At 45.1% G+C, this 17,360-nt stretch carries 13 protein-coding genes; 3 read left to right on the plus strand and 10 right to left on the minus strand.

All coding sequences use genetic code 11. The features are described 5' to 3' along the window. The 4 genes from KE626_RS26245 to KE626_RS26260 form a co-directional block, all read right to left on the minus strand. Window positions 1–1,851 (minus strand): RagB/SusD family nutrient uptake outer membrane protein (locus tag KE626_RS26245; protein WP_211975994.1); only part of this gene is annotated, 1,851 nt, incomplete at its 3' end. Between the two features lie 35 nt (window positions 1,852–1,886). Further along, window positions 1,887–5,243, minus strand: a complete 3,357-nt coding sequence (locus tag KE626_RS26250; RefSeq protein WP_211975995.1) for a TonB-dependent receptor — start codon at window positions 5,241–5,243, stop codon at window positions 1,887–1,889. 260 nt (window positions 5,244–5,503) lie between these two features. Further along, on the minus strand, window positions 5,504–6,781 hold the full coding sequence (locus KE626_RS26255; RefSeq protein WP_211975996.1) for a FecR family protein: 1,278 nt from the start codon (window positions 6,779–6,781) through the stop codon (window positions 5,504–5,506). 113 nt (window positions 6,782–6,894) lie between these two features. Continuing rightward, window positions 6,895–7,488 carry an RNA polymerase sigma-70 factor gene (locus KE626_RS26260; RefSeq protein WP_211975997.1) on the minus strand — a complete coding sequence of 198 codons (594 nt, stop codon included), beginning with the start codon at window positions 7,486–7,488 and terminating at the stop codon, window positions 6,895–6,897. Window positions 7,489–7,647: 159 nt separating this feature from the next. Here KE626_RS26260 and KE626_RS26265 point away from each other — a divergent pair, with 159 nt between their 5' ends. Beyond that, a complete protein-coding gene (locus tag KE626_RS26265) occupies window positions 7,648–8,637 on the plus strand; it encodes an erythromycin esterase family protein (RefSeq protein ID WP_211975998.1) in 990 nt (329 codons plus the stop codon). Between the two features lie 109 nt (window positions 8,638–8,746). Beyond that, on the plus strand, window positions 8,747–9,259 hold the full coding sequence (locus tag KE626_RS26270) for a GNAT family N-acetyltransferase (RefSeq protein ID WP_211975999.1): 513 nt from the start codon (window positions 8,747–8,749) through the stop codon (window positions 9,257–9,259). A gap of 11 nt (window positions 9,260–9,270) precedes the next feature. Here KE626_RS26270 and KE626_RS26275 read toward each other — a convergent pair whose 3' ends face one another. Together KE626_RS26275 and KE626_RS26280 are read right to left on the minus strand one after the other, a co-directional pair. Then, window positions 9,271–9,828 (minus strand): dihydrofolate reductase family protein, encoded by a 558-nt coding sequence (locus KE626_RS26275; protein WP_211976000.1) that lies wholly within the window; start codon window positions 9,826–9,828, stop codon window positions 9,271–9,273. Between the two features lie 76 nt (window positions 9,829–9,904). Continuing rightward, window positions 9,905–11,074, minus strand: a complete 1,170-nt coding sequence (locus tag KE626_RS26280; protein ID WP_211976001.1) for a hypothetical protein — start codon at window positions 11,072–11,074, stop codon at window positions 9,905–9,907. A gap of 341 nt (window positions 11,075–11,415) precedes the next feature. Between KE626_RS26280 and KE626_RS26285 the strand changes: the two genes are divergently transcribed. Continuing rightward, a complete protein-coding gene (locus KE626_RS26285) occupies window positions 11,416–11,997 on the plus strand; it encodes a hypothetical protein (RefSeq protein WP_211976002.1) in 582 nt (193 codons plus the stop codon). A gap of 140 nt (window positions 11,998–12,137) precedes the next feature. Here KE626_RS26285 and KE626_RS26290 read toward each other — a convergent pair whose 3' ends face one another. The 4 genes from KE626_RS26290 to KE626_RS26305 form a co-directional block, all read right to left on the minus strand. Continuing rightward, the gene (locus KE626_RS26290; protein ID WP_346344487.1) at window positions 12,138–13,940 is read right to left on the minus strand and encodes a DUF4091 domain-containing protein; all 1,803 of its coding nucleotides are present in this window, start codon (window positions 13,938–13,940) and stop codon (window positions 12,138–12,140) included. An 89-nt stretch (window positions 13,941–14,029) separates the two neighbouring features. Continuing rightward, entirely contained in the window at window positions 14,030–15,730 is a 1,701-nt protein-coding gene (locus KE626_RS26295; protein WP_211976003.1) for a GMC oxidoreductase, read from the minus strand. 29 nt (window positions 15,731–15,759) lie between these two features. Beyond that, on the minus strand, window positions 15,760–16,623 hold the full coding sequence (locus KE626_RS26300; protein ID WP_211976004.1) for an ROK family protein: 864 nt from the start codon (window positions 16,621–16,623) through the stop codon (window positions 15,760–15,762). After that, on the minus strand, window positions 16,595–17,359 hold the full coding sequence (locus KE626_RS26305; protein ID WP_211976005.1) for a 6-phosphogluconolactonase: 765 nt from the start codon (window positions 17,357–17,359) through the stop codon (window positions 16,595–16,597). Before KE626_RS26305 ends, KE626_RS26300 begins: the two co-directional genes overlap by 29 nt. Between the last annotated feature and the right edge of the window lies 1 nt (window position 17,360).

Here is a 17,360-nt window from a genome sequence, read left to right on the forward strand (position 1 = left end):
TTGAACGAGATTAGTATTCTTACTCAATTCATCCACGCTAATGGGGAAAAGGTAGTTAGCCGGCGTTTTGAATACCTGTTTGATAACCGGTATTACCTGGTTGAATGTACTTTCATCTGCCCCCTGGTAATTCATACCATAAATGGTTTGATTAAAGTACTGATTGCCCTGTTTCCACCTGCGGATATCCCAGAAGTACTGTCCTTCAAAAACCAATTCAATATTTCTTTCCTGCCGTATGATGGTTCTCATTTCGTCTTGTGTAAAAACCGGCGGATGACCGGCAATAGCCCAGGAAGCCTGCACCGTAGGCAGCTTGGATCTCAGCCTGATGGCATTCAGATTATCCAATACTACCTGCTGTTGATCTGTTCCATAATATTCATTCAACGCCTCTGCATAGGAAAGATATAATTCCGATAACCGCATAATAGGCCAGGGATATTTCACCATGGTAAAGTCATTATCCGTTGCTACCGTTTGCGGGTGTACTACTTTCTGTACAAGAAACCCGGTCAGAGAATAATTGGTTGATCCGGAGCTCCAGCCCTGCTGACCACCGGCTTTAAAATCCATTTTCTCAGCAGTGCCATTCACATAATACAGTCCCTGATCATATGCCACTGAGGCGTAATAACGCGGCTCCCGGTGCAGGTTTACATTCATCGTATGCGCCGATGCATCAACATTGTACCTGCCCTCGTAATCCCAGGTAGGATCTTTATCGATAGGTAGTCCGTTCTCCGTATAAAATGATTCCACCGTTCTCATACTTGGTCCGATGCCATTGTATGTATTACCGGTTAATGGCGCACAGTTTTGCTGCCATTGATAGTAGCCTTCAGGAGGCGAATATCCCCAGATCAGCTCGGGATTCCAGGGATCCACCATGGCAAAACGATAAGCAATGATACCGCTGTCGCGACGGGTAGCAGAAAATAAATTCTGAGGTCCTTTGTAGTCAGCAAACTGGTACAGGTGCCTGTTAGCCTGCAAAGCTGCATCCATTGCTATTTTAATGGCATCTATAGCACGTTTCCATTTTTCTTTATCATAGCTGAGGTTCATCAAAGGAGCGCCTTCCTTATTCTTAAAATTGCTGTAATATTCAGTATTACCGTTAAACTGTGGTGATGCTGCGGTTAACAGCATGCGTGCTTTGATGGCCTTTACGGCCACGGTTGTGATACGTCCCATTTCATTCTGGGCCGGTAAAGTAACCGGTAACTGGGAGATGGCCTCATCAAACCTGCGTGCTATGTAATTAACACAGGAATCGTATGGCATCCTCGCAGGGAAGATATCATCGCCGGTGCTGGCATTAAAATCTACCTGGTGGTCAATTAAAGGGATAGGCCCATACTGACGGAGCAAAATATAATGATAGTAGGCTGCCAGGAAGGTGGCCTCACCTTTCCACCGGGTTTTATCTGCATTTGTTACACCGGGTACTTTATCTACGTTATCTAAAAAAATATAGCATTGCCTGATGCCTTCAAATGCGCTGATAGCAGGCAAGCAGTTTTTCCCTTCCCAATAGTTAAACAATGGATTGGACGAGTTTTGTTCTCCCCGCAGCAAGCTGGAAATAACATTTCCCTGCCAAACCACTATTGCCTGGTCTGTAGCGCAGGCGCTGATGGTGCCATAGCTCGCATCGTTTTCCTTTGGCATATAGGAATAAAGCGAGTACAAGAACTGCATGGCTGTATTATAATTCTGAAATGCCGCATCAATGGTAGCCGTATTGGGTGGTACGATATCCAGGTATTTTTTGCAGGAAAATAATCCTGTGAGGCTTAACACCAATACCCCGCTTATTAATATTATTTTATGCTTGATGAAATTCATAATGATCTTTTTTCTGATTAATAACAGCTGTTGGGTTACAGGTTGAACTGTGCGCCCAGGTTAAAAATGACCTGCGGAGGATAACCTAATCCATTACCACCACCCTGTTCCGGATCCCACAATTTAAATTTGGAGAACGTAAGGAGGTTGAGTCCCCTGAGATAAATCCTGACCAGTTTTGAAGGGGTATAGCCTAATTCAAGCTGTTTCAGGCGTACAAATGAAAAATCGCGTAGCCACCAGGAAGAATTCTGTTCATTGTTGGGAGCTGTTTCCACTGCGGTGAGGCGGGGATAAAAGGCATGCAGGTTTTGGTTGTCAACAGACCAGTGATCTTCTGCAATAGCAGCCAGTACATTATTTTGTGACCTCCCAAACGGACTAAATCCACCGATAAAAGCAGATACCCTGGAAGTACCCTGGAAAAATGCACCCAGGTCGAACTTTTTATAGGCGATCGTAAACCCGGCGCCATAAACAATTTCAGGCACAGAGGGATACCCCATTGCTATCCGGTCGTTATTATTAATACTACCATCGCCGTTAAGATCTTTATATTTAATATCACCAGCGTGCGAGGTAGTAAATACAGGGCTATGCGCCGCTTCATTTGCATCAATAAACAACCGTTCGGCCAGCAGGCCGCGGTTGGTATTAAGCGGATGCCCTATGCGGGACAGGTTATCCAGGCCCAACGCTGCATAGTCGGGCTGATCATAATACAGGATGGTATTATGCGCATAAGTGAACGTTCCTCTCAGGGAAATATTCAGATCATGGTTCACGCTATGGCTATAGGCCAGCGTGGCATCAACTCCCCTGTTCAGTACCCTGCCGATATTGGAGTAAGGCAAAGCGCTCAATACGCCGGCTGTTGCCGGTATGGTAGCTCTTTGCTGGTAAATATTGCTTCTTATTTCGCGGAACCAGTCTACATTTAATGTGAGTTCATTGAACAAGCCCAGATCCAGTCCTATATTCATTTTTTTACTGATCTCCCATTGTATATTATTATTCGGATACCTGGTGATCTGTATACCATTTCTTGAATTGTCGAAGTTTACGCCCGTGGTGAAACTATTGTCACCACTATTCATGTTCACCACGCTAAGATAAGGGAAACGGTTACCGCCAATCTGGTCATTACCCGCCAGGCCATATGATCCGCGCAGCTTTAAGAGCGTAATGGCATGAGACAGTTTAGTGTCCCCGAAGAACTTTTCATTGGAAATTACATAGGAAACGCCGGCGGCCGGGAAAAGGCCGTAGCGATGACCTTCTGCAAAATTTTCCGACCCGGTATACCCCAGGTTCCCTTCTATGTAATAGCGTGAATCGTAACCATAGGCTAACCGGCCCGCCCAGCCTTGCTTACGGGAAGGAAGCGTGCTGACAATATTATCACCCGGGTTATTGGTATTGTATTCGCTTCTTAGAAACACCAGCATACCTGATACATCATGCTTATCATTAAACATGCGGGTATAATTCAACGTGGTTTGCATGTAGAGCGTGCGATCGCCGGAGTTGGTTCCTGACTGGCTTAACGCAGTAGATCCGCCTGCGGCACTGATCCAGTTTAAATTATAAACAGGCGTTTTGCCAGGATCTGCCTCGTAACCACCCAACGTATAGTAGTAGGGTGTATACTTACGGGTGATACCGCTGCTGGACCAGTTTTTAAACGAAATCAGGGCATTAAAACTCAGCCCCGGCGTAACCATATCCAGCTTTTGAGAGCCGCGCAGGGTAGAAAGAATGGTAGATGCCGCATTTTGATTATACCCCTGCACCATATCTGCATAGGGGTTATCGCGGGTGTTGGCGATATTAAATCCATCCGTTTTATTACCGAAATAAATATGATCATTTACAACGTCCGGGGGTACAGGATAAAAGGCCGGGAAGTCCACCGCATTGGCGCCCATCACACTGCCAAACAGTGAGGAAGCGGAGTTTGCAGGGCCTGTATTCTGATAAAAATCAGCATTAATATTCAGCTCCAGCTCTGTTGTTTTGGTAACATTTACGTTGACGTTATTGACAAAATTATAGCGGTTGTTATTAATATTATTTTTAAATCCGCTTACGAGGTTGTTTCTAAGCACGCCCTGATCTTTGTAATAGGCAAGGCCCATATAATAACGGGCAATTTTGCTGCCGCCCTGTACATTCAGGTTGGCGTGCTGGCTGAGTCCATAATCCTTGAACAATAATTTATACCAGTCTACATTAGGATAAGCATATGGATCGAGTCCCTTAGCGGTACCGGCAATTTTATCAGCGGAGTACCTGTCGGCATTATAGGGGTTATCATTTTTCAATGCCTCGTTATATAACTTCATATAGGAAACGGCATCGGTAAATTTCACGATTTGCGTAGGTGATGATACCGTGTTTTCCACCAAGGCCGTAATCCTTGGCTTCTCCATTAATTTACCATGCTTTGTTTCTATTAATATTACACCGTTTGCGCCCCTTGCACCATACAGCGCTGTAGAAGCCGCATCTTTTAAAATAGAGAAGCTTTCGATGTTAGCCGGATCAATGCTGTTAAGGTCGCCCCCGGAAATTTCGATACCATTCAAAAAAATCAGCGCGCCGGTACCACCATAGGTTGACACGCCCCTGATCCAGAATTCGGCGCCACTGCCTGGTTCTCCTGAAGGCTGCCGTGCAATAACGCCGGCCAGTCTGCCTGCAAAGGAGGAACTAAGCGTACTCGAAGGGGTTTTCAATTCTGCGGGAGAAATGGAAGTCACTGCCCCAACCACACTGATCTTCTTTTGTTTGGTATTAAATCCTGTTACCACAATGGAGTCGATATTCACCGCAGCAGACTCCAGCAGCACCTCCATAAAACCGGATCCTGTAACTGCTTTCTCTTTATTTTTATAGCCCAGGTAAGCGAATTGCAGGATTGCGTGATCATTTTTTACCGTAATGGTAAATTCTCCGGCTGCATTGGTATAGGTACCATTAACAGTTCCTTTTTCTTTAATACTCACTCTTTCCAGTGGATCTCCTTTTTCATTGGTTACCCTTCCGCGGATCTGCAGTGGCGGCGCCGGCTCATCTATCGGGTCCGGTGGAGTTTGATTTCGGTACTTAATAATAATAGTATTGTATCTGATCTCGTACGTTAGTGGAAGCGCTTTGAAACAGTCGTCAAACACCGCTCTGAGCGACGCATTCTTTACATCAATATCTAATCCAGGTACATCTTTTACCAGGTCGGGATTAAATATAATCTGGTAGCCGGTTTGGCTCCTCACTATCTGAAAAACTTTTTCAATGGTAAGACGCTTGCCGGAAATGGTCACACTTTGGGAATAAGTGCTGGCACTTACCTGCATACAGGCCGCAAATAATAAAATGGCTGTTAATCTCATGGCGATTATTATCCGATTTTTGGTTGATGAAGGGGATAGCCACCCCTTTTTACAAATAGCAACAGGTTTGCTATGTACAAGTAGATTCATATATTTGTACAGTTTAGTATTACAATAAATTTTTGCAAAAGATTTCTAACGTGATCTAAACAGCCCCGGGTACCGCCTGCCAGCGATATCCGGTTTTTGTTGGTTCTACATACATGACATTTCTATAGATTCATTGGCATTTATTTAAATGGTTACTTTATGTGGAATTATTATTTTGACACACGGGAAACAGTTACCCGGTTGCCTGTTACGCTAAAGTGAAGCCTGCCGTCTGCCTCCAGGATTTCGAATAGTTGTGCTGCGTTTTCTTTCTGCATGATATCTCCCGAAAACCTGATACCAGACATATCTCCCTGGTAGATGATATCTACATTATACCATCTGGCAATCTGGCGCATGATCTGCCTGATATCCGTGGATTTAAATACAAATTTCCCGCTTTTCCAGGCCAGCTCCTGTTCCAGGTCAGCTTCCCGGACCTCAGGTTTATTTAAGTTGTTGGATAAAATGGCCTGCTGGCCGGGCCTGATCAATACATGGCTGTTTCCTTTGTGAACATCTACCGAACCGCTGACAAGGGTCGTTTTTACCGCGGATTCATTTGCGTAAGCCATCACATTAAAATGTGTTCCCAACACATTTACCTCTCCCCCATCTCCGGAGGGAAGAACTATTTTCACGGTAAAGGGGCGCTTTCCATGCCCGTTTTTGGATAACAGGTGTGCCACCTCAAAATAGGCTTCCCCGGTTAATATCACCTCCCGCTGACTATCAGGAAACGAGGCAGGATACTTTAAGGAGGAGGCGGAATTAAGAAAAACGTGTGTGCCATCGGATAATACCACTTCATAGCGGCCGCCTGCCGGGGTAACAATTGTATTGTAGGCAACAGTTGCAGGTAATAGATTAATGGGACTGCTATACGCCAGCAGCCCGCCTTTATGTTGAATAGCGGTGCTATTGCCCTGCCGGGCCAACGTATCATGGGAGTTGTTATCCAACGTAACCTGTGACCCATCGGCCAGTGTTAGAATGGCCTTGTTGCTGCCCGGTGCGAGGCTTTTTTGTTTTATATCATTTAATGCCAGCCGTTTTTCCGGGGTAGTTCGGCTTTCCATGGCTTTAAAACATAACGCCACCGCAAAAAATACGGCCGCCGCAGCTGCCGCCCAGGTCCAGTAAAGATGCTTATTCTTCGACCGGCTTACATGATCTTCACCAGGAACCTGGTCTGCAAGGGATAAAGACAGACCCGCTTTTCTAAAGATGTTTTGCGTTAGTTTGTTGGTATCATAATGTTCCAGCTTCAGCAAATCAGTCCTCAGCGGTTCACCACTGGCGATTTCCCGGTAAATCTTTTCATTTCCGCTGCTATCGGCTATCCAGGCACGCAGGGAGGCCAGCTCCTCCGCCGTAATTTCTTTGTTCACCTGTTTTTTTATCAGCGAGGCGATGTATAGTGCTTCGCTTATTTTTTTTTCATCCATATGGTACCTCTTCCGGTATATAACACCGCATGTACCGTATTGTACCACGTAAAAAACATTATTTCTGAAAAAAATTTCCTGGAACTGGAAAATCCCGGGGAATAGCGCCTGTTTTACAGTTTCCCCCTGATGGCGAGTAATAAGGTGATGTATAGTATGATGCGATCGCCCGGGTGCCCCTTTAAGAGGCCTCTGATGATGGTGAGCGCCTTTGTTTTCTGATTGCGCACCGTTTGGCAGGACAGGTCCAGTTGTGCGGCTATTTCCTGATTACTTAGCTGATCTATATACCCCATGATAAATATTTTCCTCATTTTATGGGGGAGGCTATCTATAGCACTGCGTACCTCTGCCATTAATTCGGCATAAATTATCTCATCTATGGAAATAGTTTCAGTGCTTAACCTGCTGAAAGCATCATGTTTTGTTTTTTCCCGCTCTTTACTTCGCTTAAAATTCAAACTGGCGTTCCTGGCGGCCATGTAAAGAAATTTCCGCACCCCCAACAAACTATCGAATACTGTATGCTTTTCCCATAGTTTAACAAATATGTCTTCCACAATATCCTCTGCTGCTGCCCTGTCAAATACTATTTTCTCCACATAACTGCAGAGCACCGGTCCATAAACGCGGATCAGGTACCGATAAATGTCCTCATTTCCTTCTTTCAAAAGGACGAGACAGTGTTCATCACTTTTAACCTCCATATTTATAGTATGATCAGTAACCTTTGAAAGTAAACTTTTCTATTTTATAAGGATATACGCAAACGCTTGCGTAAAATATGGAGCCGGGGTTATGCCGGAATATTTTTATGGAATAGGTATACCTCAGCATCTAACCTTGGAACTTTTAAATATTTGAAGATGTCGAACCAACCAAAAGCAATCATCATCAGAAAAAGTATAACTACCTGTCTTTTCCTGTTGGCCAATATGATAACGGGTTATTCGCAGGATACAAACACGAGATGGCTCAATGAAAATGCACATGTAATAAATGCTGATACGGCTACATCAACTACCGACTTCAACTTTCTCGCTGCTGAATTAAAAAACAACATGGTATTCGGGCTTGGTGAAGCTTCTCATGGAACAAAAGAATTCTTCAATCAAAAACGCAGAATCATTGAATACCTAATCGTTAATCTGGATTATAAGCGTTTGGGCTTCGAGTTTCGCGAATCTTACATCGATCCACTCAATCAGTATGTAATAAATGGTACGGGAGATCTGAAAACCCTGATGAAGGATATGGTGCTTTATAACACAGAAGAAATTTACGACCTGTTCCAATTTATAAAATTATACAATAGCAAACAGCCTCCATTAAAAAAAGTCAGTGTATTTGGTTTTGACCGGGAAGAATATGCATCCGACCCGCTTAACCGGGATAAATTTATGGCTGAAAACATCATTGCCGAACAAACATCCCATCAACTCAAAACAATGATCTGGGCTCACAACGTCCATATCGCCAAGGACACCACCATGGCCCAATTCAAAGGAATGGGATATTATCTGCAACAAAAATTCGGCGAAAATTTTTATGTATTGGGCTTTGATACTTTTAAAGGTTCGGTAACACTAATAACGGCGGATGGGTTGACAAAGCAAGACTTTGAAACAGAAAAAGGATCATTTTCAGAGATGTTTGCAAAAGCAAATCATGCTACTATCTATATACCTTTCAATTTAAAGCCGAATCCTTTCTCAGGTGTAAAAAACAATATCACCAATATATATGCAAACCGGACAAGTGTCAACGCTTTACCCATAATACCGGGTGCCGATTTTGATGCCATCTTATTCATAAAAACAACCTCCGCATCAAGTATTATAGGTACAGGTAAATAAGTGAAATATGCTCAATCAATCGATTTTATCGATAGTTTCAATAGAAAAATATCATTTTATATATCCATAGGATTGTCGGAATTTGCAATGCTAAAGGAGATAAAAAGATATGACGCCGGAATTCAGAAAAGCAAAAGAACAGGATGCCACACAGATCTGGTCTATATTGGAGAAAGCAATTGCCCGCAGAAAGGCAGATGGCAGCGAACAATGGCAAAATGGCTATCCCAACCCGGAAATAGTTGAATCCGATATCAATAAGGGCTATGGCTATATATTAGCTGATGGTGAAACCATGATCGGCTATTGTGCAGTGATGATCAACGATGAGCCTGCATACGCCGATATAAAAGGCCAGTGGTTAACAGATGGTGACTTCGTGGTCTATCACCGGGTCGCCATTGCTGAAGCGTATTTAGGAAAAGGGATGGCACAGGAAATGATGAGGCAGATTGAAAACTATGCGTTGACCCATCATATCAGCAGTATCAGGGTGGATACGAATTTCGACAATAAAGGGATGCTGCACCTGTTTGATAAGTTAGGTTACACCTATTGCGGCGAAGTAATACTGGCCGGCGCCCCAAGAAAAGCCTACGAGAAAGTCTTACCGAAAAAATGAGGTATGCTGTCTCAGGCATCCGTTTTTGTGGGTTCATAGTAAAACACCACTGCACCGCCACCCAAGGTTTTTGTTTTTAAGAGTTTGAGACTGATTCTTTTGCTTATTTTGCCAAACAACGGCAACCCGCTTCCCGCTATTACCGGGTGAACGCAGAATTGGCATTCATCCACTAAATCGAGGTTGATTAGCGCGATGATCAAACTGGGGCTGCCCACTAAAATATCTCCACCCGGCTGTTGTTTGAGATCTCTGACCTCTGCTTCAATATCCCGGTTCGCTAATCTCGCACTTTCCCAATCCAGGCTTTTCAGTGTGCGGGAAAAAACAATTTTGGGAATCTTGTCCATTAGCACGGCGAAGTCGTCTGCTGCTTTGTTGCCAGTAGGATTTTTCACAAAGGGCTTCCAATACTCCATCAATTGATAGGTTATCCTTCCGTATAGAATGGCGTCTGCATCATTTAACAGGTCGGCATAATGTTGATGCAGTTCTTCATCCGCGGTTACTGCCGTGTGATCACAAAACCCGTCAAGTGTCATGTTAATTCCTGCAATTATTTTTCTCATGTTGTTTGATTTAAATCAATAGTAAAAGATAATCAAATGGATCTTCCCGGAACTATCCGCAAAATTTGCAACAACGCTAAAGAGCGGCGCTGATTAACTTCGAAGCATACCGGTTAAAATCACTCCTTTTCACGCCGGTTATTTTTTCCAAAGCAGCAAAATAATTGGCATCCCCTTTTTCCCTTTTGCCACAACCCAGTAATTCCAAAACCGCCTGAAAACCTTTCTCCTTTTCAATTTCTTGTACTATCAACGCATTTATTACGTAGGCTGCCTTTAAAGGTTTATCTCCATCGGTGAAGTTTTTCAAATCAAGGTACAACATTTGCCAATCCGCATTCGGATTATTAGCTGCATAGGTTTTAAAGCTGCCTAAAACCTCATCCCAGGTAAGGCCCCAGCTCCCACCGTATAAATAAGCGCAACCTTCATCAACCGGCCGGTTAATCACATCATTAGCAAGTACCGTCCGCAGGCGGTCGTGCCACATATCATGAGGATCAAACCGGTAAGGGTTAGCAGTCCATCCGTTGAGCAACAGATCAGTGTTGTTTTGCCGGGCCGTTAATTGATTATTTTTAACGCCGTTGTAATCCATTATATAGTCGATCCCTGCCAGTTGTTGAGCTTCCGTAAAATTATCACAATAATAAAACTCAGCGGGTGAACCCGGTGTATGCAATTTACTGTTATAAAACGCAAGGTATTTTTCATACTCCTTAACACATGCCATATACAGGGTATCCTTAAAGTGATAAGTAGTATTATTGATTTTCCGGGTTTTCCAGCTGGCAGTGTTCTGCTTCAACGGAGCGTAAAAGTAAAACTTGTCCTTGCCCCTTTTAGCCAGTATTTTAAAGCTTCCACGCAGAACAGGAATGTTTTCGGTCATGCCGATATAAGAAATCTGCAGGATAAAATTATCTTCATCGAGTTTCACCGCATTGCCCAGATAACATTTATAAAAATCATTGTCCTTAAGACCGGCATTCTGCCCCATGCCTTTTAGCTCATCCAACAGCACGGCGGTGGCCAATATCTCCTCTTTTAATAGAAATTCATTTGCAGCAGCCGGTTGTTCCTTTTGTGCAAGCAATCCATTAAGCGAATTGATGAGCAGTGCCTGGGTCAGGGAATCTTTGGGTAAGTTAATTCCCTTCCGGATAATAACTGACTGACCATGAGCAAGGGATATAAAACTAATAAAAATGACGGCTGTCATCAGCCATGTCCATCTTATATACATAGGAAAAAATATTTTTGGAAGATAGTAATCATCATATGCGGAACAAACCTTTTCTCCTCCCGCCGGTTAGCCATCGTTCAAAGGAGAATTATAAATAGTTAAATTAAAGATAGGGCATTTCTGAATCCGCTGATGGCAGTATGCTGTTATACGATAAGTATATGAGCAATAGCATCCCTGTCACGCAACAAAAATATTGATACCCAATGAGATAAGTGATTAAAATTATTATTTTGTCCATAAAAATCCTTAACTTAGGATAAGGTATTGTCCCCATCGCTCCACCTTTTGAGTCGTCGCCTTATACTGGATCTATTATTTAAAAATTAGAAACACTTGTTATGAAAAAGATGTACCTCGTCGCAGTGGTTGCTTTTTTAGCAGCCTGCGCCTCCAACACCAACAAATCTGCACCGGAAGCTGTGAAGACAGCCGATTCCGTTTCGCCAAAACAGGAAAGTCTCACCTATCCGTACACGGCGGAGTATTCCTCCGATTTTGAGATCGGCGATCCCAAAAAAGCACAGGTAATCCTGGAATTGTACCAAAACTGGGACAAGAACACGCTTGACAATTCAAAGAGTTCTTTCGCAGAAAATGACACCATGATTTTTGCCGATGGCTTTATGTTTGCCGGCAACCGCGACAGCCTTTTTGTAGTGGCTAAAAAGAAGAGGGGAATGATGGGCACTGTTGTTGATTCTATTCACGCCTGGATACCGCTCAGAAGCAAGGACAAAAAAGAAGATTGGGTGACTGTATGGACCCGGGAAGTTTGCACAGATGCCAAAGGCAAAAAGACTGTCAATGAATTGCAGGAAACATGGCGGTTTGATGAAAACGGGAAAATTAATTTGATGTATCAATATGCGCAGCAGCAGCCGAAAATGCCACCGATGCCGCCGATGCCGCCGAAAAAATAATATTTTATTCTTATACGCTTTTTCGACGCTGAGATAGTGGTTTTTTCGATCTGCTTGTCATGAATATGTTGCCGGGTGCTTTGCCGTGGGGACTTTGAGCACCCGGCTTAAATAGTTTACTGCACATTTGTATGTGCCTTCTAACGCATTAATTCATCGCTCAATGTTGCTATCAGTGCTCTTCCTTTGTCTACATCTGCCGTAATCTTTTCTTCTTTAAAATCATGTTCAGCAGCAAACAGCTTCAAATGCTGCTCCAGGGCCAACCAGCTGCGCTTCACCGTTTTGCTGCCGGATGCAGCTGCCTGTGCTTTCAGGATACGCATCTTTTCATAATCGACTATCCCTTCCCGCATCTTTTCAAAACGGATACAGCTATTGCCACCGGGGTATACCAGGTAACAATCGCCGGCAGGCCATGAACCGTGACGGGCATCCCGCACAGGATCTTCCGGCCATCCGTCATAAGCCCAGCGCAGGAAACCATCATATCCCCGCGCAAATGAATACCAGCTGATCCAGCGCCCTTCAACAGGGGGAGAAAATACAAAGTTGTTAGGCACCGGCGGATTACAACAAACGTAAAAAGTGGTGGTAGCCCCCCTGGCACTACGCTGCCGCTGCTGAGGGTCTGTAGGCTCGTTACCGTACAGGTAACAGTAGTCATCCAGCAGGGTATCCAGCTCCTGGTGCCAGTTGCCTGCATAAGTAATATGCCATTTGGGCGAATGCGCCTTTATCACTTTAATAGCAGCCAGCGTTTGTTCCATCTCGTTCTCATTGATACCCAGGTAAGTCTTCTCAAACCAGCCTTTCTTTTCCAGGTGTGCCCTGAGATCGTTCAGAAAATCATGCCAGCGTGCCCGGTATGTTGCTGTTCCCGGCGCCCACTGTTCATATACATGATTGCCGGTGGCCGCGTCGGTATAACGGAAACGGTTACCCCAGGGAACAGGTGTATAAATAGTGATGGCCTTGTCGATGCCCAATGCCATGGCCATTTCCACGTAATCGTCAAATATGTGGTAGTCATATTTCCAGGAACCATCCTTTTGTTTAATCCATTCGATCATGCCTCCTTCTATCATATAGGAATTATCTGACCAGGGCGAATGTACACCATAGGTAGTAATGTATTTGCCACCTGCATCAGCATACAATTGCAGGTGTTTTTTCAGCAGGACTTTGTGTTCGGCAGACCATGGCTCCAGGTGATTGTACCATGCCACTGCCCAGGGATTTTGCCAGAGGTCCAGGCGGTATTGCCAATCGTGCGGCGCTGGTAACACCTGCTGTTGCACCCTGATTTTCAGCTGAAGGGTATCTGTATAACGCTCCGTATGTACCAACACAGTACCGGTGTATTGTCCGGGTGCTGCATTCCCGGGAACGTCCAGCGAAAGCCATACCGGCCTGGTGGTGCTGCCTGGCAGATCAAACCGGTCAAAGTCTTCAAATCTATCTGGCATCAGGAAACCCTGTTTATACGGGGAACCTTCACATACTGCATCCTTTGCGCCATAAGGATAATTAGATAGCACATAACGCACGAGATGCAATTTAGCATGTTGGCTGCTGATCCGCTTTCCGTCCGCATTCACCAGGTCGCTCACGGTAAACCTCACCTGGCGCAGGCTGTCGGGCGACCATACCAACAGCTGGGTATTCAGCCGTTCGTTTCTCCATCCCGTAGCTTCCCAGGTAGCATGGATATTTTGTGACGGCACCTCCGCCCTGAAATAAGCCAGTTCCGTTGAACCAACAGCTGCGTGCAAGCCACTGCCCACTTCCTTCCAGGCAGCAGCTGCCATCGGCTCATCAAACGTATATTCGGGCTGATAGTGTGGCGCCAGCACCGGTAAGCGGTTGGCATCTATTTGTGCTTTGTGTTGTGCGAATGCTGTTGCTGACATCAGGCAGCATATCATGGCTATTCTCTTCACGCCTTTTTGTTTAACAAGTTATTACTAAGGAACACCCTTCATCGCCGGGTGAGAACGGCGATCGTTTTAATTCATTCTCTGCGTTCCTTTTACAATGCCCCTTTTTTTAGCTGCTCCACTGCGTAGTTGGCAGCCCTTGCAGTTAATGACATATAAAGAATAGACGGACTCTGGTTGCCGGTACTTGTCATACAGGCGCCATCAGTAACAAATACATTTTTACAATGATGCAACTGGTTCCATTCATTCAGTAAGGAACTGGCGGGATCCTTGCCCATACGCACCCCTCCCATTTCATGTATATCCAATCCCGGCGGCTGGTGGTTATCAGTCACCACAATATTCTTAGCCCCCGCGGCGGTAAGCATGGCCTTTCCCTGTTCAATAAAATCCTTTACCATCCGGTCGTCGTTATCGTCATAATCTACGGATGTAATCAGCAGGGGAATTCCCCAGTCATCTTTTTTATCTTTGCTCAGTCGCACATGATTGCTTTCCTTGGGAATGGTTTCTCCCTGCATATACATATATGCACCCCATTTGCCGGGTTTGCTGATGGCCTCTTTAAAGGCCGCCCCTAATGCAGCGGGCATGTTTTTATCGCTTAACTTTTCACGGTAAGCAGCGCTAAAAACCACGTAACCGCCTACAAAATCCGTATCTTTCTCGTATACATTCCTGAAGTTGGGAATAATGCATTCTGCAGGCTTCGATACTTTGTAATACTTATCTTCAAAACCATCGAACTCCCCGCTCATCCCCGCCCTGTAATTATGAAAGCCAATATACTTTCCCAGCAATCCGTTGTCGTTCCCCAGCCCGTTCGGAAACCGCTTGGAGGTTGAGTTCAGCAAAATGAGATTGGTATTTAATGCCGACGCATTGAGAAAAATAATTTTTGCATGGAACACCGTTGTTTCTTTTGTTTTAGCATCAATGACCTTTACCCCTGTTGCCTTTCCGGATTGCTCATCATACATAACAGAATGTACAACGGAAAACGGGCGTATGGTGAGGTTACCCGTTTTTTCCGCCCAGGGAAGTGTAGAGGCATTTGAACTAAAGTACCCTCCAAATGGACAGCCACGCATACAAAGATTGCGGCTCAAACACTGGCGATGCTGCTCTTTATGGATCTCCTGCGGCTGTGTTACCTGCGCCCACCTGCCGGATACGTAATGACGATTGAATTTGTCTGCCAACACGTCCTTTAAATGCTGCTCTACACAGTTCAATTCAAAGGCAGGCAGAAATTCTCCATCCGGCATAGTAGCGATGCCCTCTTTATTGCCGCAAACACCAATAAATTTTTCTACATGGCTGTACCAGGGAGCAATATCCTGGTATCCTATAGGCCACTCAATTCCATATCCATAGCGGTGCGGAGCAGTAAAATCCATTTCACTCCAACGCGCACAGGCCCGTCCCCATATCAGCGACTTCCCGCCAACCTGGTATCCACGTATCCATTCAAAAGGTTTTTCCTGTATATAAGGATGATCGCTATCTTTTATAAAAAAATGTTTCGTGCTGTCGTCATAGCCCGCGGCCCTGCTGATATAAGGATTCGCCTCCAATTCCTTCCGGGACACAGCGCCCCTGTAAGGAAATTCCCAAACCGGTGTATTGGCCGTCGGATAATCCTTTATATGCTCCACATTTCTTCCCCGCTCCAACACCAATGTTTTCAATCCCTTTTCACACAACTCTTTCGCAGCCCAGCCACCGCTGATACCACTACCAATCACAATAGCATCATACTCTGTAGTAACCTCTATACTATCAGTCATACATAAAAATTTTAGAAATTGTTATTGACTTATTGCTGACACCTGTCAGCTGTTGGAAGATGCAATGCCGCGGCGCCTAAAATATTAGCATTGATCAGGGAAGACGCTTCGATCTTCAGGCTTGCCAGGGAACGCCCGAATCCAAAATCAGCCAATGCTTCCCACATGCTTTTTGAATAAAACGGGAAAGCCGCTTTTGCTGCGCCACCTATCACAATACATTCCGTATCCAATACATACAGGATCAACTTAATGGCTGCCCCCAAATGCCGGCCAAACTCCTCATACATGTTAATCGCCTCCGGGTTCCCTTCCAATGCCCGTTTGTAAACAAGCTCCCCGGTGGTATGATACACGTTTGAAAAAAAACGTCCGCTAACGTAATACTCTATATTTTTATCCAGGTAACTGATCATTCCAAATTCTCCTGCTCCTCCATGCTTCCCGGTTAATAGTTTTCCATCGGCAATAATTCCTGTTCCCAGCCCGGTACCGATCGTCAATCCTGCAATGGATTTGCAGGAACGTCCTGCGCCGAAATGAAATTCCCCCCACGCGAAGCAGTTGGCATCGTTTTCAATGTTCACCGCTACGCCGTAACGCTGTTCCAGTATTGCCCGGAGGTCTGTTTCGTTGATGGAAGGAATATTCACTACATCGTAGGGGATCCTGCTAATGGGATCTACCAGCCCCGGTACTCCTATTCCGATGCCCTTTACTCCCGGATTGATAATTTTATCAATGATGCCAAAAATCTGTTCCAGGATGTCGGCCCTGGTTCCCTGTGCATAGAGAGGCTGCGAAACAACAGGCTCCCGGACGCTTTTATTAACTATACCGGCGCGCAAATTTGTTCCCCCCAGGTCAACCCCTATTATCTGCGCTTTCTCCATGTAAATTTTTATTTAACAAACAAATGGCTGCATCTGCATCCAAAAACAGCGTCACTGACGGATGCTGCAGCAGGAGACTTGCCGGCAGCTCATTTGTTGCGGGCTCCTCCAACATTCTCCGGACAATCGTTGCTTTGTGCTTCCCGCTCACCATTAAAATAATATGCCTGCTCTCCTGCAGCGTACCCATTCCTAAAGTAATCCCTTCCTCTAACACCTGGGGCTGCGTAAAATACTTTTGTCCCACCTGCTTTGTTACCGGATGCAACGCCACCACCTGCGTTCTGCCATCAATGGCGCACCCGGGCTCATTCATAGCAATATGCCCGTTCATGCCTACGCCCAGAATAGCTACATCTATGCCGTTCCGCGTACCGATGAACCGCTCTGTCCTCAAACATTCTTCCGGAAGATCGGGCGAACGGCCGTCAAAAAAGCAAATGTTATTCTCAGCAATACCCAGCGGTTGAAACAGCTCTTTGTCAATGGAATACCGGCAACTTCCCTCGTCGGTGCCGTTTAGTCCTACCCACTCATCCAATCCTACAATGCTCCAACCGGCAACATCGAATTGTTTTCCCCGGCAGCTATCGGCCATTGCCTTGTACAAACCAGCCGGGGTATCGCCGGATGCCGGGCATAGCAAGGGCTGATCGTATGCTGCCATCAACTCCAGTACATGTGCTGCAACCTTTGCTGAGAGCTCTTCATACGTTTGATAAATTGCTATTTTCATG

The organism is Chitinophaga hostae, from assembly GCF_018224885.1.
Lineage (GTDB): Bacteria > Bacteroidota > Bacteroidia > Chitinophagales > Chitinophagaceae > Chitinophaga > Chitinophaga hostae.

What these genes read in the sequence shown, in the direction of transcription:
- KE626_RS26265 (WP_211975998.1), top strand. Translation starts at nt 7,648, where the DNA reads ATGTCGAACCAACCAAAAGCAATCATCATCAGAAAAAGTATAACTACC.
- KE626_RS26295 (WP_211976003.1), bottom strand. Translation starts at nt 15,730, where the DNA reads ATGACTGATAGTATAGAGGTTACTACAGAGTATGATGCTATTGTGATT.
- KE626_RS26285 (WP_211976002.1), top strand. Translation starts at nt 11,416, where the DNA reads ATGAAAAAGATGTACCTCGTCGCAGTGGTTGCTTTTTTAGCAGCCTGC.
- KE626_RS26300 (WP_211976004.1), bottom strand. Translation starts at nt 16,623, where the DNA reads ATGGAGAAAGCGCAGATAATAGGGGTTGACCTGGGGGGAACAAATTTG.
- KE626_RS26305 (WP_211976005.1), bottom strand. Translation starts at nt 17,359, where the DNA reads ATGAAAATAGCAATTTATCAAACGTATGAAGAGCTCTCAGCAAAGGTT.
- KE626_RS26275 (WP_211976000.1), bottom strand. Translation starts at nt 9,828, where the DNA reads ATGAGAAAAATAATTGCAGGAATTAACATGACACTTGACGGGTTTTGT.
- KE626_RS26280 (WP_211976001.1), bottom strand. Translation starts at nt 11,074, where the DNA reads ATGTATATAAGATGGACATGGCTGATGACAGCCGTCATTTTTATTAGT.
- KE626_RS26250 (WP_211975995.1), bottom strand. Translation starts at nt 5,243, where the DNA reads ATGAGATTAACAGCCATTTTATTATTTGCGGCCTGTATGCAGGTAAGT.
- KE626_RS26270 (WP_211975999.1), top strand. Translation starts at nt 8,747, where the DNA reads ATGACGCCGGAATTCAGAAAAGCAAAAGAACAGGATGCCACACAGATC.
- KE626_RS26260 (WP_211975997.1), bottom strand. Translation starts at nt 7,488, where the DNA reads ATGGAGGTTAAAAGTGATGAACACTGTCTCGTCCTTTTGAAAGAAGGA.
- KE626_RS26255 (WP_211975996.1), bottom strand. Translation starts at nt 6,781, where the DNA reads ATGGATGAAAAAAAAATAAGCGAAGCACTATACATCGCCTCGCTGATA.